This window comes from Kitasatospora sp. NPDC059795, assembly GCF_042732175.1.
Taxonomy (GTDB): Bacteria; Actinomycetota; Actinomycetes; order Streptomycetales; family Streptomycetaceae; genus Kitasatospora.
Window position 1 is genome coordinate 314,004 of the sequence record NZ_JBHWID010000007.1, and the last position, 16,443, is coordinate 330,446.

Below are 16,443 nucleotides of genomic sequence, written 5' to 3' on the forward strand. Positions count from 1 at the left end.
TACGGGCGCGGGCGCGACAGGGGTCGAACCCAGCAGGGCTCGAACGCAGCAGGGCGCGGGCTGAGGCGCGGGCGCGACAGGGCTCAGGCGTCGGCGGAGGCCGGACTGATCGTCCAGCTCATCCGGATCACGCCGCCGTCGTCACCGTGGCCGACCTCGACGTCCTCGACCAGACCGGTGATGACGGCCAGGCCGAGGGCGTCCTCGTCCTCCGGGCCGGCGCCGCCCGCGGCACCGGCGGCGTGCGCCGGGCCGGCCTCGTCGGCGACCTCGATGAGAAAACGCTTCTCCTGCTCGGTCAGCGCGACCCGGACCGCGCCGTCCCTGCCGTTGCGCTGGTGCAGCGCCACCGCCCGGGAGCAGGCCTCGCCCACGGCGAGTCGCAACTCGTCGAGCACCGACTCGTCCACCCCGGCGCGTCTGGCCACCGCGGCGGCCACCAGCCGGGCGGTGCGCACGTGCTCGGGAAGTGCGCTGAATCGAAGTTCGACGGTTGCCATGTCTCCCCTCCGGGGTTGCTCCCTGCCGCCGGGCACACCGGCCCGCACGGCGGGGGCGGGAACACCGACCACGCCGGCCGGGCAGGGCTCAATGCCCGGCCGACCGGCGGAGGTCGATCGAGAAGATTCGGTTGGAACGGCGGACCGACGGAACGTCAGTCGGTCGCCGCGACGGCGTCGTCCACCGAGTTGTGGATCGGGAAGACCTTGGTCAGACCGGTGATCCGGAAGATCTTCAGGATGCGCTCCTGGTTGCACACCAGGCGCAGCGAACCCTCGTGCGCACGCACCCGCTTCAGGCCACCGACCAGCACACCGAGGCCGGTGGAGTCGAGGAAGTCCACGCCCTCCATGTCCACGACCAAGTGGTAGTTGCCGTCGTTGACGAGCTCGACAAGCTGCTCGCGCAACTTGGGGGCGGTGTACACATCGATCTCGCCGCCAACCTCGACGACCGTTCGATCGCCGACAGTACGGGTCGACAGGGACAGGTCCACGGAACCTCCAGCACCTTGCCTTGCTACGTCATTGCGATCTTCAGCCTGGCGGCTGCAACCGCATGGTCGCAGGCCCAGGGCGCGGCAAACCGGCAGGTCGGAGCCTCGGTTTTGCGGCCCTCGGCCGTGCGGCCGTCACGGGCTTCATTCAACCACTTGCGACCATGGGCGCACGATGGTTAACAGCGATTCTCCGTCACGCCGGTGACACACTGGGTCTTCATGCCGCCCCGTCACCACCAGCCCGAGGCCCTGCTCGCGACCCTTTCCACCGAGCGCGGCAGGTCGGATCGCCTCACCCATACGGAGCAATTGCCCGCCCGTGAGGCACGCTACGCCCCTTGGCCGGAAGGAATCCGGCAGGAGGTGGTGGCGGCCGCCGCCGAGCTCGGCGTGTTGCTGCCGTGGGCGCACCAGGCCGAGGCCATGGACCTGGCCGGGTCCGGGCGGACCACGGTGATCGCGACCGGGACCGCTTCGGGGAAGTCGCTGGGCTATCTGGCCCCCGTGCTGAGCGAGCTGCTGACCGGCACCGAGGCCCGCAACGGGCGCGGCGCCACCGCGCTGTACCTCGCCCCGACCAAGGCGCTGGCCGCCGACCAGCGCCGGCGCGCCGCCGAACTCGTCCCCGACCGGGTCCGGGTGGCGCTCTACGACGGCGACACACCGCCGCAGGAGCGCGAGTGGGTCCGCCAGTACGCGTCGTACGTGCTGACCAACCCCGACATGCTGCACCGGGGCATACTCCCCGCCCACCCGCGCTGGTCGTCCTTCCTGAAGGCGCTGAAGTACGTGGTGATCGACGAGTGCCACACCTACCGCGGGGTGTTCGGCTCGCACGTCGCCCAGGTGCTGCGTCGGCTGCGGCGGCTGTGCGCCCGCTACGGGGCCTCGCCGACCTTCCTGCTGGCCTCCGCCACCACCGCCGAGCCGGCCGTCACCGCGCAGCGGCTGACCGGGCTGCCGGCCACCGCCGTCACCGAGGACTGCTCGCCGCGCGGCCCGCTGGTGTTCGCGCTGTGGGAGCCCCCGCTGACCGAGAACGTCGGCGAGCACGGCGCGCCCGTCCGCCGTTCCGCCACCGCCGAGGCCGGCTACCTGCTCACCGACCTGGTCCACGACGGCACCCGGACGGTGGTCTTCGTCCGCTCCCGCCGGGCCGCCGAACTGGTCGCCCTGCAGGCCCAGGAGCAGCTCGGCCAGCCGCTGGCCGCCCGGGTCGCCGCCTACCGCGGCGGCTACCTGGCCGAGGAGCGGCGTGCCCTGGAGCGCGACCTGCACACCGGCCGGCTGCTCGGTCTGGCCTCCACCTCCGCGCTGGAACTCGGCGTGGACGTCTCCGGCCTGGACGCCGTCCTGCTGGCCGGCTACCCCGGCACCCGGGCCTCGCTCTGGCAGCAGGCCGGGCGCGCCGGCCGCGAGGGCCAGGGCGCGCTGGCGGTGCTGATCGCCCGCGACGACCCGCTGGACACCTACCTCGTCCACCACCCCGACGCGCTGTTCGCCACCCCGGTGGAGGCCACCGTCCTCGACCCGGACAACCCGCACGTGCTCGCCCCGCACCTGTGCGCGGCCGCCGCGGAACTGCCGCTCACCGACGCCGACCTGGAGCTCTTCGGCCCGTCCAGCGAGCCGCTGCTCCCGGTACTGGAGCGGCGCGGGCTGCTGCGCCGCCGGAGCGACGGCTCCTGGTACTGGACCCGTCGGGAGCGTGCCGTGGACAACGTCGACCTGCGAGGCAGCGGCGGCAGCCCCGTGCAGATCGTCGAGGCGGACACCGGGCGGCTGCTCGGCACCGTGGACGCGGAGGCCGCGCACACCACCGTGCACACCGGCGCCGTCCACCTGCACCAGGGCCGCACCTATCTGGTCCGCGAGTTCGACCTGGAGTCCTCGGTCGCACTGGTCTCCCCCGCGAACCCGCCGTACACGACCTCCGCGCGGGACGTCACCTCGATCTCGATCCTGTCCACCGACACCACCGAAGAGTGGGGCGAGGCCCGGCTCAGCTTCGGCTCGGTGGAGGTGGTCAACCAGGTCGTCGGCTACCTGCGCAAGCGGATCTCCACCGGCGAGATCCTCGGCGAGAGCAAGCTCGACCTGCCGCCCCGGACACTGCGCACCCGGGCCGTCTGGTGGTCCGTCACCGAGGACCAACTCCTCGACGCGACCATCCCGTTCGACCAGCTCCCCGGCGCGGCCCACGCCGCCGAGCACGCCTCGATCGGCCTCCTCCCGCTGTTCGCCACCTGCGACCGCTGGGACATCGGCGGCGTCTCCGTCCCCCTGCACCCCGACACCGGCCTTCCGACGGTCTTCGTCTACGACGGCCACTCCGGCGGCGCGGGCTTCGCCGAACGCGGCTTCCACCGCGCCGTGGAGTGGCTGACCGCGACCCGAGACGCCATCGTCGCCTGCGAGTGCGACCGCGGCTGCCCGTCCTGCGTCCAGTCCCCCAAGTGCGGCAACGGCAACGAGCCCCTCGACAAGGCCGCCGCGATCCGCCTGCTCACCGTCCTGCTCGCCCACGCCCCCACCCGACCGGACGCCGCCGACGCGTCCGACTCGGCCGGCGGCTCGACCGGCTGACGGGGCGTCCGTTTCCGGGGCGCTGTCGCCCCAGGCCCACAGCGGGCCGGCCCGGGAACGTGCCCGGGCCGGGCCGAGCGGGACGGGCAGGCCCCGGATCGGGACCTGGACCACCACCTCGACGGCGTCCTGGCCCGACAGGACCTGGCAGGAGACGAGCTCGGCGCGCTCCTGGGCCCGCGTCAGCTCGGCCGCCCGACCGCAGCCGCCGTCCGGATCGAGCAGCAGACGGTCGGCGGCGGCCAGTGCGGCCAGGTCCGCCGCCGACTCGGCGCGGTGCCGGGCGGCCACCACCTGCCCGACCATCAGGCAGGCCGAGAACACCACCACGCCCAGCAGCCCCAGGGCGACCAGCCACACCGTCGCCGACCCGCGGTCGGACGCGTCGGCCCGGCCCGGCGCGGTGTCTCGCTCCCGCACGGCGGGTCACCTCCTCTCGGATCTCAGCTGTCGTCGGTCAGGACGTCCTCGCGGGCGCTCACCGCGGTGGCGGTGAGGCGGACCGTCAGGAGGGCGGCGAGGCGGCCGGGGCCCGGACAGGGGGCCTCGACGGTGACGCGGGCGGTGGTGGCGTCCAGCACGACGGCGACCTTCGCGCCCTTCGGAGCGGCTGCCGCGGCAAGCGCGGCGGCGTCGCCGTCCCCTCGGGCGGCGGCCCGGGCACCGGCCCGGGCCGCGTCCACGCAGCGGATCTGGGCGCCCGCGGCGACCACGCCCCAGATCAGCATCGCCGCGAGCAGCACCAGGGCGGGCAGGGCCACCGCCGTCTCGGCCGTGACCGTCCCCGCGTCCGACGACCGGCCGCGGCCGGCCCGGCGCTCAGGCCGCGTGCAGGGCACGGTCGAGGACCTCCGACAGCGCGCCGGAGACCGTGTCGCTGGTCACCACCTTGTAGAGCACCGCCGCGAAGGCGCACGCCGCCACCGTGCCGATCGCGTACTCGGCGGTGCTCATTCCGGCGTCCGGCGGCCCCTCCGCGACCTTTCGGTACCGCCGGCGCAGCCAGCCGCCGAGCCTGCGTACGGCGCGGATCGCGGATGCCGGGCGGACCGGCAGGGAGAGCGTCATCATCGGTGAAGTCCCTTCAGAGGGTCGGAGATTCGACAGGTCGGTCAGAGTCGCTGGGAGAAGGCGCCGGTCAGTCCCATCACCACCGGAACGACTCCGATCAGCACGAACGCGGGCAGGAAGCAGAGCCCGAGCGGCGCGGTCGCCAGGACGCCGGCCCGGCGGACCCTCGCGTGCGCCGCCCGGGCGGCCGTCGCCCGTTGGGACTGCGCCAGGCCGACGAGGGCGGTGGCCGGCGGTGCGCCGCTGAGGGTGGTGCGGGCCAGGCAGCGGGCGAGCGGCGCCATCGGCGGGCAGTCGGCGGCCAGTTGCTCCCAACAGCGTTCCGGGGAGGCACCGAGGGAGAGTTGGGCCGCCACGCCGGTCAGGCGCTCCCGCATCGGGGACGGCACGCTCTCGGCGACCGCGAAGGCCGCCCCGGCCGGGGAACCGCTCGACCCGAGGCAGGCCGCCAGCAGGTCGGCGGTGAGCGGCAGTTGACGCACCAGCCAGTCCCGCTCGGTGGCCCGCCGACGTTCGCCGGGCGACCGGACTCGGGGCAGCAGCCGCCACCCCGCCCAGCCCACCGCCAACCCGACCGCCGGGCCCGCCCAGCCGCCGACCAGGACGGCCGCAGCCGCCCCGAACAGCACGGCCTGCGGCCGGTCGCCCGCCACCCAAGCGATCGCCCGCCGTACGGCCGCCCCAGCCCGCCCATCCGGTGCCGGGACGGCCGCCACCGCCGCCGGGACGCAGTGCCCGGCCCTGCGGCGCACCGCCCTACCCCGTGCCCTCGCCAGCACCTCGCCGGCCAGGCCGACGGCGGCCACCGGCAGCAGGATCACCATGACGTCCACCTCACCTCCGTCGCATCGGAATCAGCTCGAACTCAGGCCACTCGAACTCAGGTCATCTGTCGGTCGATCGGCGCGCCTCCCGGCGCCGTCCGGTGGGTCGCCCCGGACCCGGACCGGACCGGCGCACCTGTTCACTCCCACCGGTCCGCCCGAACAGCCAGGTGATCACCCGTCAGGGGCGGTACGGCGGTGAGCCACCGGTCCTGCCGCGAGCGGGAGATCCCGCAGCCGCCGGCCGCGGCCCGGACCGGACCGTGTCGGGCCGCGCGTTCGACCGGGCGGGGTCGGGCCGGGGCATCCTCGGCCGCCCGGACGATCCGGGTGGTCCAGACGATGCCGGCGGCCTCCAGGGCCGCCCCGGCGAGCAGACTGAGCAGTCCGGCCGGGGTGTGCAGCAGGACTTGGACCGGGTGGGCGCCGAGTGCGCCGCCCAGGCCCATGCCCACGGCGGGCAGGGCCGCCAGCACGATCACGGTGGTGCGTGGACCGGCGAGTTCGCCCGCGATCTCCTCGGCGAGGGCCCGCTCGGCGCGCAGCGCGTCCGCGACCTGTTCCAGCCCGAACGCCAGCCCCGTGCCGCTCTCGGTACTCACCCGCCAGCAGGCCGCGATCGCCACCGCGCCCTCCCCACCGGGCAGTTCGGCCACCTGCCGGAGGGCGGCGGGCAGGTCTGCCCCGTAGCGGCCCGCCGCCAGCCGGGCCGTCGGTTCGGGGCCGAGCCGACGGGCCCAGTCGGGAGCGGACCGGGAGACCACCGCGTGCATGGCCTGCTCGGGCGTCGCGCCGCTGCGCAGTTCGGCCGCAAGGCCGGCGCACAGGTCGATCACCGCCGCGGCTCTTCGCCGCGCCGCCCTTCCTGCGGCGTACCGGGCCCGCCATCGGCGGAGCGGCAGCACGGCGCAGGCCGCCCCGATCAACGGGAGCACCGAGGCGGTGCCCTGCCCGGCCGCCGCTCCGATCGGGAGCAGCAGCAGTTCGGGCACCAGCCAGCGCGGCCGTCGCCGCCACCCGGCCCGGATCCGGGCCGGGCGGGCGTCCGGTGCCCGATGGCGATTCAGCATCTGCCGCAGCCGCCCGTCACCGTGCTGCCGGTGGCGGGCCGCCCTCAGCCAGACCGCCCCGAACAGCGCCGCGCCGAGTCCGGCGGCCGCACCGAGCAGAGTCGCCGCGCAGGTGGCACCGCCGGCCGATGCCATCACTGCCACGGCCTCGAACTCCTCTGCCATCACGACCTCCTGACTTCCGAGCGCAGCAGCAGTCGCCACGCCACCACTCCGATCACGCAGAGCGCGATCGCCCACACCAGCTCGATCCGGCCCGGCGTCACGACACCTCCACCGGGGTCTCGTCGGAGGGAGCGCCGCTCGGGCCCGGATCGGGCTCGGCGCTCGCTTCGGGGTGCGGGGGCAGTTCGACGCCGCGTTCGGCGCAGACCTCCCGCAGCCGGGCCCAGCCGGGACCGGGTCGGCTGCGTCCGTCGCGGTCGAAGTGGACGGCGGCGGTGGTGGTGGTCAGTCCGTCCGGGGCGGCGACCAGGAGGTGCAGGCCGGTGACCCGGCGGCGGCCGTCGGCACGGTCACGACCGAGGTGGACGACGGCGTCGAGCCCGGCCCGGAGCTGGCTGTGCAGCGACTGCCGGTCGAGTCCGGCGAGCGCGCCGAGGGCCTCCAGCCGGGCGGGCACATCGGCGGCGGTGTTGGCGTGGACGGTGCCGCAGCCGCCCGGATGACTGGCATAACCATCCACGTATGCTGTGCCGGGCCGTGGCCCACCCGATCAAGAGAGAGGGCCACTGTGCCAACCGTTGTGATCTACGACCGCTTGTCCCGCTTGTTCGCGGAAGAGGCTCCCGACCATCGCATCAACGCATGCAAGGCGTACGCCGAGCAGCGCGGGTGGCAGGTGATCCACATAGCCACCGACACCAACGTGTCCGGCGCTACGAAGTTGGAAGACCGCCCCGGTATGCGGGAGGTCCTGTCCTGGCTCCCGCGCGCTGACTACGTGCTCGCCGCAAAGCTGGACCGGTACGCCCGCAGCGTCTTGGAGTTCCAGCGCTTGTTGAAGGCAGCGGACTCCACCCACGCCACTGTGGTCACCGCCGACGGCGTGGTGTCGCCGGAGAACGCTTCGATCACCATCAACGTCCTGGCTGCGTTCGCCGAGTACGAGCGGGACATGATCACGGCCCGCATCCAGGCATCGAAAGATCACTTCAAGGCTCGCGGAAACCACTTGGGCGGTCTCGCGCCCTACGGCTACGCGGTCGATGGGCCGGTGAACAACAAGCGGTGGACCATCGACGAGACCGCCGCTTCCATAGTCCGCGAGTGTGCGGAGCAGGTGACGCAGCACGGCGCTTCGATGGCTGGTCTGGCCCGGAGCCTGAACGAGCGGGGCGTACTGCCCCCTGCCGATCACGCGCGACAGCGCGACGGACGCAAGGTGAGGGGGCAGCGCTGGCACACGACGACGGTGCGGGACGTGCTCTACACACCTGCGCTCCGTGGCTGGCTCGTACAGGCCGTTCCGGGCGAGAAGCGGGGGGCGCTGACCAATCAGCCGGTCCTTGACGCTGAGGGCCGCCCGCTGTCTGCTGGCCCAGCAATCCTGGACGCCGAATCCTGGTCTGCGGTACGGGCGATCCTGGATGAGAAAGCCAAGGGGCGAGGCGTGGAGCGAAGCGGGAAGGCCCTGTTGCTGCACGTGGCGCGCTGCTCCGAGTGCGACGGGCCGATGTATCGGCAGCGTCGCGAGGAACGCGGGAAGGACTACAGCACATACGTGTGCCGAAGCGGTGTCGGTAAGCAAGGCATCCACCGACCGAACGTGATCGTTGCCGCTCCAGTTGAGGCCATGGTGACTGCTGACTTCCTCAAGAGGTTCGGGCGTGGCACGTTCATGCATTGGGCCGAGCCCGACGGCAGCGCGGTGCTCCAGCTCTCGGAGGTGACGGGACAGATTGAGCGCTTGGCCGGAAACCTGGTGCACCTTGAGCCCGGTGGAGCGGCAGCACGGCTGGCGATCACGCAGCTGAACGCGCTTGAGCGCCGACAGGCAGAGCTACGTGCTGAGGCAGAGCACGCCGAGGGACGTTGGGTGGACACCGGCGGCAGCGTGGCGGAGGAGTGGAACCGGCGGGCAAGCGAGGAAGGGCGACGGGGCTTGCTCACCGATCTGGGCACACGGGTGGTGATATCGCCCCCGGTACCGGGGGCACCCAAGCGGTTCAACCCCTTGCGGGTGTCCGTCGACTTCGAAGGCCCGGCATGGGTGCGTGACGTTGATCCGGCGGCAGCCGCATTGGCGGCGATCGCTGGAGAAGAACTGCTCCCCTAGCGCCTCTCAGGTCCGTGCACAGCCCCGTTCGACCCTCGTTGGTCGGGCGGGGCTTCGCTGTGCGTGCTAGCGGTTCGACAGGCTGGCCGGCTGTGGCCCCGGCATGCAGTTTGGTCGCCAGCGCGAGAGCGCAAAACACCAGGTCAGAGCACATCTGTCACGTTTCTCTGAGGGGTAGTTACACATTGAGAACCACACTAAGCACTTCTCATCTGGCCCTATAAGGGAACTACGGGAACCGTAACGTGACCATGGAGTTTCGTGACGGGCTCACGGACGGTCCGCTCATGCGCTGCCCCAGCAGGGGTGCGAGAGGCGCAGGAGGGGGCCTAGGAGGCCCGTAGGGCAGCGGGGTGGGGTGCTGCGCCACTCGACCCCACCAAGGCCCTTACGCGGCGCTCTGGCCCCTCGGTGTGCAGCCGTTCACCACTCCAAGTCAATCAAGGTGGGAACAGGGCGAAGTGTTAGCCGCTCCGCGTAGATCACTGCGGAGGTTTCTTAACTAGCCGCCGTAGATACATGTGGAGGCCCGGAGTGCTCATTAACTTTCCCCGGTTACTCCAACTGCGAGGGAGACTCACCCCGAGCACTAGGCCGGATAGGCGCTGAATGTCAGCCCAGCGAACCAACGGCCCGGGAGCGTTCCGACGCGCCCCAACAATTGATCAACTGAATATTGAGCCCCGGCATGGCGACACGCTGTCGTCCCGCCGGACACTCGCCGATAGGGATTTCGTCGCCTGTCGGTAGGCCCCGTGTTTCGGGTGCTGCTTTCCCAACGGTCATGTCGGAGACCGATGGACGTGCAGCACTCGTGATGCGGGGCCATTTTTTGTACCCAAATCCGACTAGGAGCTGACCAATGGACCGACGGTCCGAAATTGCCAAGCATGTCAACAACGCCCGTGCCGAAGTGGAGGCGGAGAGCGCCGCCAACGCCAAGCACGAAGGTGAGTCCCCGCAGCCGGCCACCGACCTATCCGCGCTGCGTCAGCAGATCGGTGCGAAGTTCTCCATTCCCGAGACGCTGCGCGACCGGCTTAACGGCTCGACTGTCGAGGAAATCACGGCTGACGCTCAGAATCTCGCGGGACACTTCCGCTCTAGTCTCCGGACTCAGCCTAGCTCGCTGGTAAAGGGTGGAGGCGCTTCCGAGCCCAATCCTGATAGCGGAGAAATCGACCCGGTGAAGCTCGCCGCCCGAATCCTTCAGCGCCGAATGGCTAGCTAGGCCATGACGTCAAATCCAATCACGCCAACTTCTCGCCGAAAAGGAATGTGATCAATGCCTTACGTTGCCCCCGATGCCCGATCTGCTCGCCTCAATTCGCTGTACGACCAGGCGTCTCGGGATGTCCCGCGCTACACCTACACGTGCACGCCAGAGAGCGTGGAGCACGCTCTTGCTCACTTTGACGAAATGCTGCGCAAGCGTGCGGAATCTGACGACGCCGTGTCCTTCGCCGAGGCTGACCTTGCCAACGTGGAGGGTAGGGATCAGCTCGCTGTCAAGGTGGCCCTTGCGCAGGGAAAGCCGCTTCCCAAGCCGACCAATCGGGGCCCGCTGGAGGCCCGCCTTGCGGAGGCTCAGCGCGTCCAGATGGCCGCCTATGAGCTTGCCGCTGAGGCCGCTTCGGAGATTCGTGCTGCTGCGGTCGCCGTGCGTGCTGAGTGGCGCTCTGACGTGACCGGCCTGGCCGAGGAGAAGCGCGCTGCCGCTGTAGTCGCAGCAACTCAACTTGCCTGTCTCATGGATGAGTTGACGGCCCTGGCCGACACCGTCGAGGACCTTGACGCGGACCTGGGCAATCCGTGGAACGCGAACGAGCAGCAGTGGCGGCACATGGCGCCGCGCGGGGGCATCAATTGGCGTGCGGACCGTGATGCCCTGGACCGAATTGTGACTGACCGGCTGGAGTACAGCGGCAGCTATTTCGGTGGACTTCCCGGCCGACTGGACCAGAATGCCGACCCCGAATCGGCATGGGACCCGGCGGCCGGCCCGTCGTCGCCCGCAAACGAAATGGAGCCGTGGAACCGGTGAGTTACGTACTGACTGACCGAGAGATCGGACTCAAGGCGCTAAGCCACGTAACCCGGGATTTCGAAACTGGCTGCCTCATTTCGGGAAGACTGGACCGAAAGGGGCGCGCGACGGTCCGGTACTACGTGGAGGGGAACACAAAGCGGGAACTTGCACACCGCGCGATCTACCGAGTCCTTTACCGGCCGCTCGCTGCCAATGAGGAACTGCGTCGCACTTGCCGCGACGCCCGGTGTGTTGAGCCAGCACACTTCGCGCTAGCGGGCGCATAACAGTCAAGCGCAATGGTTGGGCCCGGCATATTCGCCGGGCCCTTTGCCGCACCAAAAGTCAGAGAGAACTGAAAAAGGAGAGAGTGTCATGATGATTATCAACACATGGAGCGCGATACGTGCTGACCATTGGCCACGCCTGCAACTGGTGCGACAAGTCCCTTAACGGTAGGAGGAATAAGCGATACTGCAACGGCGCTTGCAGGCAAGCTGACTACCGAGCGTCACAGCCCAAGCAGTGCGAGGGGCAGGGAGTCTGCTCGCGCTGCGGGCAAAGTCATCCTGAATTCAGGAATCAGCACGGGGTTTTCTGCACCGACTGCATAGAGTCGAAGGCAGAGCAGGAGGAGGGGAGAGAAGACGCGCGCTGGTCGGCTACCTGCCAGCTTCCCGACTGCTCCAATGAGGCTGGCTGGACAGGAATGGGCAGGGCTCGGTCCTTTTGCTCGGATGCCCATAAGGCCAAGGCTTACCGCCTTCGCCGAAAGGGCGTGCCTGCTGCCGCGTGAGATCTAAACTCGCGCCTCCCCCTGGGGGGTGTCCCCCTCCCCCCTATCTCTGTACCGCAGCGCCTTAGCAGGAATCGGCCTCTGTACGGGTCTGGGACTTTCGGGTTGAGCCGCCTTCTCCGTGAAATGCCTAGTCAGACCGCATTTCGCTGCCCAGAAACAGCGGGCCTGACGCGCGGGTGCACATGCGGGTGCACGTGGGCGCGCGCACGCGAGGGAGGCCGAACGTCAGAATGCCATCTAATCAATGCCAGGGCAGACCATGGGCGGCTTTTCAGGTGAGGTCTGGGGAAATGGGTCAACCCAACCATTTGGAGCCCTCAAATATCAGTTCTGAAGCCCAGCGAAAGGCCCCTTTTGAAGATCGTCCATCCACCCTGCGGCCGGGAGTGGTCCGGCTTGCGTGCCCAGCACTGTCCCGCCTGCTGCGAGACCTTCGCCAGTACCAGGGCCGGTGACGCCCACCGTTCAGGCCCGTACGGTGCCCGCAGGTGCCTGCCACCGGCCACGGCCGGTCTCTGGGAGGACGCTCGGGGCCTCTGGCATCGCAAGCCGTACCGAGACTGCTGAGTGGTCCCGCACCCCCGTCTGACCCTTCACAGGGTCGGGCGGGGGCCTTCTGTCGTTTGCCCTGACGCCCTCTTGTGCTGATCGACTGACGGAGCGATAGTCGTGCAACTGACTGCAATCGGCTCGACACAGGGAGATGTCATGAGGTTGCGTTTCCTCGGGATCATTCCGAACACCCCCGTCGACGACTCGCCGACGATCTGGCTGGATGAGGCCACTGGTGATCTCCTGATCCAGTCCTACAAGGCCACCGACGACGAGGTGAAGGCGTGCCAGGAGATCGGGTCAATTCCCGGTCACAGCACGGACGTTCCCGCACACGAGACGATCATCCGGCTCCCGGCTGTGATGCTGCAGTACATCCCGCGACCGGAGGGCGGAAACGGTGAAGTACCCCGTACGTGAGGGCCTGGCCAGTGCACAGCGCTCCGCCGTGCACTTGGAGATGCGTGACAGCTATACGCCTGACGATCCGGAGTTCACTCGCTGGCGGGCGGGTCACCGGTATGACAATGATCCGGCGAACTTGCCTGACTGGTGGGGCTCTTGGGCTGACCTAGCGGCCGAGACCATCGGGCGCGGAGTGGTCATGCGGCGTGCCCGGATCGTCTCGGAGCCGGTGACGGACTACATCCGATATGAGCATGACCTGACGTTCGCCAACGTCGCAGCGGGTGAGCTTGTCCGCTGGCTGCCCCGGCGGAAGGCTGCCGACATCGCCTTGCCGGGAACGGACCTGTGGATGTTCGACGGGTCGGCGGTGCTGTTCACGTACTTCTCCGGTGCGGGCGAGGTAGTGGACCGGGAATGGCGCACCGAGCCGGCCGTTGTGGAGTTGGTCAGTTCTGCCTTCGAAGCGGTGTGGGAGCGGGCCACGCCGCACGAGGATTACAAGCTGGCCTGACCGATCATGTCCGTGTCTGGTTCCTCTCACGTCCAAGCAGCCCGGCAGGTCCTTGCAGATCGCCTGCGGGAGATGTGCAAGGACGCCGGGTTGGACGGCAAGCAACTGGCGGTGCTGTGCGGCTGGCACCCGTCCAAGGTTTCCCGGATCTCCACCGGCAGAACATCCCCGTCCGCCGATGACCTCCGCGCGTGGTGCAGTGCGTGCGGCAGGGAGGGCGAAGCGGCGGATCTGGTCGCCTCCCTGCGGGCCGTGGAAGGCATGTGGGTTGAGTGGCGCCGCATGGAGCGTGCAGGGCTGAGAAGGGCGCAGCAGGCCGTTCTACCCCTGTTCGAACGAACCCACTGGTTCCGGGCCTACTCGTCGTGGCTTGTGCCCGGACTTCTTCAGACTCACGGCTATACCGAGGACGTGTTGCGCGCCGTCCAGCAGAGGCGGGTAACGGTCGATGACGTGGCCGATGCCGTGGCCGTGCGGATGGAACGCCAACGGGTGCTCCGCGAGGGGCAACGACGCTTCGCGTTCCTGCTTGAGGAGTCCGTACTTTTCAACGGGCTCGGCGACGCTGATACCCAGGCCGAACAGCTTGAGCGGCTGATCACCGTGAGCACGCTGCCCAACGTCAGTGTTGGGATCGTCCCCGCCCGGCTGCACCGTACGCGGATGCCGGTCGAAGGGTTCTGGATCTTCGATACGGCGCAGGTGAACGTCGAGCTTGTCTCCGGGCATCTCACCCTGACGCAGCCCAGTGAGGTGGCGATGTACGCCGACACCTTCGCGACGCTGGCTGACATGGCGGCCTATGGCCCGAAGGCACGTGCGCTGATCACAGCCGCCATTCATGCTCTCGGGTGATGGCGTGCAATCTCGTAGAATTTCGTAGCTCCCAACTTGCCTGACTTCCTAGCGTGTTGCCATCGGTTCCAGCGACGCCGAGGGAGTGGCCCGCATGGCGGTGAGCACCAACGCCCGCAAGATCAAGACCCGCGAGGAGTACCGGGCGGAGCAGCGGAAGCGCGCCCCCGCCGGGGATGCGCTGGCCGACTACGACCCGGCGTACGCCGCCAAGGCCATGGGGCGGGGCATCCCGCAGGACTGGCCGCTGTGCACCTGCGACGCGGACATGTGCCCCGACAAGGGGGCCGCATGACGCTGCCCGAAACGCCCACCACGGCCCCCGCAGCCTGCCCGGTGGCCCGGTCGTTCGACCGCATGGCCAAGGTCTTCGCAGAGGCCCCCGAGGGGCATCAGGACGCGGACGCCGAGAGCGACATTCAGGCGCTCCGCGACAAGCACAACGCGGAGTGCGTCAGGGGGTGTGCGCCGTGACGACGCTCTCTGAACCCCCGGTGCTGGCCGACGGCGCGCCGGAGAACCCCTGTGTGGGGTGCGCCTACTTCGATGGGATCGAGCGGCAGTACTCGGCCGAGACGAACCCGACCATTGCGCGGCACCTGGTCCGGTGGCGGCAGCAGCATGCCGACGACGGGGAGTGCGACACCCCCGAGGCGGGACCGGATGAGTGACGGCCAGGACGACCCGCAGACGGCCGTGGGTGACCTCCCCGGGGGTGCTGCGCCCGTGGACCCGTATGAGTGGCTCAGGGCCCACCCATGGCCCCGCAAACGGCCCGTCGGGCCTCGGCCGGTTCTCACCCCGGAGGAGCACACCGAAATGCCCTTGACGGCGGAGGAGCGACGACGGCGGGCGGCGCTGCTCGCACGGGTACGGGAAGCCAACCACCCGAGGCGCTGACGCGCCCAACAGACTCCCGTCCCGGCCGCCTGGGGAAGGATCTGGCCGGGACGGGCCAGCAAGGTGCACGACGGGCCGTGAGAACCCTCTCGGCCTGAGGTGACAACGGAGGGGCAACACCCATGAGCAAGCACGGCGGCGGGTCCGGCGACGGCAAGGGCGGCGGGCAGCAGGACGACAGCAACAGCGGCAACAAGCACGGTGGTGGCGGGTCCTCCGAGGGTGGGAACACCAGCGACGGCCAGGGCCCGGCGGACGGCAAGTAGCCAGTGAGCACCAAGCACGATGCGGAGGCCGGTCGGACCCGGCTGGCCTCCGCGCTCATCGCTAACGGGTCTCTCGCCTCGGACTGGCTCGGGCCGTACAACGCCGTGCCGCGCCACCTGTTCGTGCCTGACACGATCTGGCCCGGCCAGGCCGACGGCGTGCGCCAGGGGGAGGCTGTACACCGGTACACCGATCCTGCCGGGTGGTGGAACGCCGTCTACTCGGACGTGCCGCTCACTACGCAGTTCGACGACGGCAACCACACCGGGGACGCACGGGGCACGACGCCCACGTCGTCCAACTCGATGCCCACCATGGTGTTCTCGATGCTCGCCGCCCTGGATGTGCAGGACGGCAACCGGGTGTTGGAGATTGGCACCGGGACCGGCTGGAACGCCGCCCTGTTGTCCCACCGGCTCGGGTCCGGGAACGTGGTCACCATCGAGGTCGACCAGGACAGCGCCGCCGACGCGCAACGCCGTCTCGCTCGGGCTGGGTACTTCCCCACGCCCGTGGTCGGCGACGGAACGAAGGGCCACCCGGACGGCCTCCCCTTCGATCGGGTGATCGCCACCTGTTCGGTCGGGCAGGTGCCGCACGGATGGGTGACCCAGACCCGGCCGGGCGGGCTGATCGTCGCCCCGTGGGGGCCGGAGTACGGCGGGGAAGCCGTGGTGCGGCTCACGGTCGGTAACGACGGCACGGCAAGCGGCCGGTTCGTCGGGTCGTCCGCCTTCATGCGGCTGAGGCAGCAGCGCACCCCCCGACCGAACAGCCTTGAGTACCTGTCCGGGCCGTGGCCGGCGGACGGCTCGAAGTCGTCAACTCGGCTTTCACCGGACGACGTTGGCGGATGGCTTGAGATGTTCGCCATTGGCGTGCAGGTGCCCGGCGCGTTCCCGCTGACCGAGCGGTACGACGACGGCACGTACACGCTGTGGCTGCATGACACAGCCGTCACGTCGTGGGCTACCGCCGACTGGGAGCCCGACCGGACGGCCTATGAGGTGGTGCAGTCCGGGCCCCGGAACCTCTGGGACGAGGTCGAAGCGGCGTGGCGCTGGTGGGACGAACAGGGCCACCCCGGCTTCGATCGATTCGGACTCACCGTGGCCCCGGACGGCCACACGGTGTGGCTGGACAGCCCAGAGAACCCGGTGCCACTCCGGGGGCTAACCGGACAACCGGCCCAGCCGTCGTAGACCCCTCGCGGGGCGACCAGCCCCTTTGAGCGGCCCCGTCTGTGCGCTTCCCCCGTGGCGTACGGGCGGGGCTTCTCCGTGGCCGGGCACT

The 16,443-nt window shown here is 69.9% G+C and carries 19 protein-coding genes and 1 pseudogene; 12 read left to right on the forward strand and 8 right to left on the reverse strand.

Annotation, left to right across the window (positions count from 1 at the left end; translation table 11 throughout):
- Positions 1–83 precede the first annotated feature (83 nt).
- Positions 84–500: an ATP-binding protein gene (locus tag ACFV4P_RS17410; protein WP_380471925.1), complete on the reverse strand. Its 417-nt coding sequence runs from the start codon at positions 498–500 to the stop codon at positions 84–86.
- 155 nt (positions 501–655) lie between these two features.
- The gene (gene bldG / locus ACFV4P_RS17415) at positions 656–997 is read right to left on the reverse strand and encodes an anti-sigma factor antagonist BldG (RefSeq protein WP_073807489.1); all 342 of its coding nucleotides are present in this window, start codon (positions 995–997) and stop codon (positions 656–658) included.
- Between the two features lie 222 nt (positions 998–1,219).
- Here bldG and ACFV4P_RS17420 point away from each other — a divergent pair, with 222 nt between their 5' ends.
- Complete coding sequence (locus ACFV4P_RS17420; RefSeq protein ID WP_380471927.1) at positions 1,220–3,586, forward strand: DEAD/DEAH box helicase; 2,367 nt, start codon at positions 1,220–1,222, stop codon at positions 3,584–3,586.
- Between the two features lie 102 nt (positions 3,587–3,688).
- Here ACFV4P_RS17420 and ACFV4P_RS17425 read toward each other — a convergent pair.
- The 6 genes and pseudogenes from ACFV4P_RS17425 to ACFV4P_RS17450 all read right to left on the reverse strand — a co-directional run.
- A pseudogene (locus tag ACFV4P_RS17425) lies at positions 3,689–4,006 on the reverse strand (Rv3654c family TadE-like protein); the annotation flags it as partial.
- Positions 4,007–4,029: 23 nt separating this feature from the next.
- Positions 4,030–4,425 carry a TadE family type IV pilus minor pilin gene (locus ACFV4P_RS17430; RefSeq protein ID WP_380471929.1) on the reverse strand — a complete coding sequence of 132 codons (396 nt, stop codon included), beginning with the start codon at positions 4,423–4,425 and terminating at the stop codon, positions 4,030–4,032.
- Entirely contained in the window at positions 4,406–4,654 is a 249-nt protein-coding gene (locus tag ACFV4P_RS17435) for a DUF4244 domain-containing protein (protein ID WP_380472064.1), read from the reverse strand. Before ACFV4P_RS17435 ends, ACFV4P_RS17430 begins: the two co-directional genes overlap by 20 nt.
- A gap of 44 nt (positions 4,655–4,698) precedes the next feature.
- Positions 4,699–5,481, reverse strand: a complete 783-nt coding sequence (locus ACFV4P_RS17440) for a type II secretion system F family protein (RefSeq protein ID WP_380471931.1) — start codon at positions 5,479–5,481, stop codon at positions 4,699–4,701.
- Between the two features lie 140 nt (positions 5,482–5,621).
- On the reverse strand, positions 5,622–6,716 hold the full coding sequence (locus tag ACFV4P_RS17445; RefSeq protein WP_380471933.1) for a type II secretion system F family protein: 1,095 nt from the start codon (positions 6,714–6,716) through the stop codon (positions 5,622–5,624).
- 97 nt (positions 6,717–6,813) lie between these two features.
- Positions 6,814–7,236: a hypothetical protein gene (locus ACFV4P_RS17450; protein ID WP_380471935.1), complete on the reverse strand. Its 423-nt coding sequence runs from the start codon at positions 7,234–7,236 to the stop codon at positions 6,814–6,816.
- Positions 7,237–7,296: 60 nt separating this feature from the next.
- Here ACFV4P_RS17450 and ACFV4P_RS17455 point away from each other — a divergent pair, with 60 nt between their 5' ends.
- The 11 genes from ACFV4P_RS17455 to ACFV4P_RS17505 all read left to right on the forward strand — a co-directional run bounded on the left by ACFV4P_RS17455 (position 7,297) and on the right by ACFV4P_RS17505 (position 16,352).
- Positions 7,297–8,829, forward strand: a complete 1,533-nt coding sequence (locus tag ACFV4P_RS17455) for a recombinase family protein (protein ID WP_380471937.1) — start codon at positions 7,297–7,299, stop codon at positions 8,827–8,829.
- Positions 8,830–9,691: 862 nt separating this feature from the next.
- Positions 9,692–10,060, forward strand: a complete 369-nt coding sequence (locus tag ACFV4P_RS17460) for a hypothetical protein (RefSeq protein WP_380471939.1) — start codon at positions 9,692–9,694, stop codon at positions 10,058–10,060.
- 54 nt (positions 10,061–10,114) lie between these two features.
- Positions 10,115–10,873, forward strand: coding sequence for a hypothetical protein (locus tag ACFV4P_RS17465; protein ID WP_380471941.1), 759 nt, complete (start codon positions 10,115–10,117; stop codon positions 10,871–10,873).
- A gap of 1,492 nt (positions 10,874–12,365) precedes the next feature.
- Positions 12,366–12,629, forward strand: coding sequence for a hypothetical protein (locus ACFV4P_RS17470; protein WP_380472066.1), 264 nt, complete (start codon positions 12,366–12,368; stop codon positions 12,627–12,629).
- Positions 12,610–13,128 carry a DUF6879 family protein gene (locus tag ACFV4P_RS17475; protein ID WP_380471943.1) on the forward strand — a complete coding sequence of 173 codons (519 nt, stop codon included), beginning with the start codon at positions 12,610–12,612 and terminating at the stop codon, positions 13,126–13,128. Before ACFV4P_RS17470 ends, ACFV4P_RS17475 begins: the two co-directional genes overlap by 20 nt.
- 6 nt (positions 13,129–13,134) lie before the next feature.
- Positions 13,135–13,983: a helix-turn-helix domain-containing protein gene (locus ACFV4P_RS17480; RefSeq protein WP_380471945.1), complete on the forward strand. Its 849-nt coding sequence runs from the start codon at positions 13,135–13,137 to the stop codon at positions 13,981–13,983.
- Positions 13,984–14,077: 94 nt separating this feature from the next.
- The gene (locus tag ACFV4P_RS17485) at positions 14,078–14,278 is read left to right on the forward strand and encodes a hypothetical protein (RefSeq protein ID WP_380471947.1); all 201 of its coding nucleotides are present in this window, start codon (positions 14,078–14,080) and stop codon (positions 14,276–14,278) included.
- Entirely contained in the window at positions 14,275–14,457 is a 183-nt protein-coding gene (locus ACFV4P_RS17490) for a hypothetical protein (protein ID WP_380471949.1), read from the forward strand. The genes ACFV4P_RS17485 and ACFV4P_RS17490 overlap by 4 nt, the downstream gene beginning before the upstream one ends.
- Entirely contained in the window at positions 14,454–14,654 is a 201-nt protein-coding gene (locus tag ACFV4P_RS17495; RefSeq protein ID WP_380471951.1) for a hypothetical protein, read from the forward strand. The genes ACFV4P_RS17490 and ACFV4P_RS17495 overlap by 4 nt, the downstream gene beginning before the upstream one ends.
- Before the next feature lie 351 nt (positions 14,655–15,005).
- On the forward strand, positions 15,006–15,149 hold the full coding sequence (locus ACFV4P_RS17500) for a hypothetical protein (RefSeq protein WP_380471953.1): 144 nt from the start codon (positions 15,006–15,008) through the stop codon (positions 15,147–15,149).
- 3 nt (positions 15,150–15,152) lie between these two features.
- Positions 15,153–16,352 carry a methyltransferase domain-containing protein gene (locus tag ACFV4P_RS17505; RefSeq protein WP_380471955.1) on the forward strand — a complete coding sequence of 400 codons (1,200 nt, stop codon included), beginning with the start codon at positions 15,153–15,155 and terminating at the stop codon, positions 16,350–16,352.
- The last annotated feature ends 91 nt before the right edge of the window (positions 16,353–16,443 follow it).

What these genes read in the sequence shown, in the direction of transcription:
- ACFV4P_RS17410 (WP_380471925.1), bottom strand. Translation starts at nt 500, where the DNA reads ATGGCAACCGTCGAACTTCGATTCAGCGCACTTCCCGAGCACGTGCGC.
- ACFV4P_RS17420 (WP_380471927.1), top strand. Translation starts at nt 1,220, where the DNA reads ATGCCGCCCCGTCACCACCAGCCCGAGGCCCTGCTCGCGACCCTTTCC.
- ACFV4P_RS17435 (WP_380472064.1), bottom strand. Translation starts at nt 4,654, where the DNA reads ATGACGCTCTCCCTGCCGGTCCGCCCGGCATCCGCGATCCGCGCCGTA.
- ACFV4P_RS17440 (WP_380471931.1), bottom strand. Translation starts at nt 5,481, where the DNA reads ATGGTGATCCTGCTGCCGGTGGCCGCCGTCGGCCTGGCCGGCGAGGTG.
- ACFV4P_RS17445 (WP_380471933.1), bottom strand. Translation starts at nt 6,716, where the DNA reads ATGGCAGAGGAGTTCGAGGCCGTGGCAGTGATGGCATCGGCCGGCGGT.
- ACFV4P_RS17460 (WP_380471939.1), top strand. Translation starts at nt 9,692, where the DNA reads ATGGACCGACGGTCCGAAATTGCCAAGCATGTCAACAACGCCCGTGCC.
- ACFV4P_RS17465 (WP_380471941.1), top strand. Translation starts at nt 10,115, where the DNA reads ATGCCTTACGTTGCCCCCGATGCCCGATCTGCTCGCCTCAATTCGCTG.
- ACFV4P_RS17470 (WP_380472066.1), top strand. Translation starts at nt 12,366, where the DNA reads ATGAGGTTGCGTTTCCTCGGGATCATTCCGAACACCCCCGTCGACGAC.
- ACFV4P_RS17480 (WP_380471945.1), top strand. Translation starts at nt 13,135, where the DNA reads ATGTCCGTGTCTGGTTCCTCTCACGTCCAAGCAGCCCGGCAGGTCCTT.
- ACFV4P_RS17485 (WP_380471947.1), top strand. Translation starts at nt 14,078, where the DNA reads ATGGCGGTGAGCACCAACGCCCGCAAGATCAAGACCCGCGAGGAGTAC.
- ACFV4P_RS17490 (WP_380471949.1), top strand. Translation starts at nt 14,275, where the DNA reads ATGACGCTGCCCGAAACGCCCACCACGGCCCCCGCAGCCTGCCCGGTG.
- ACFV4P_RS17500 (WP_380471953.1), top strand. Translation starts at nt 15,006, where the DNA reads ATGAGCAAGCACGGCGGCGGGTCCGGCGACGGCAAGGGCGGCGGGCAG.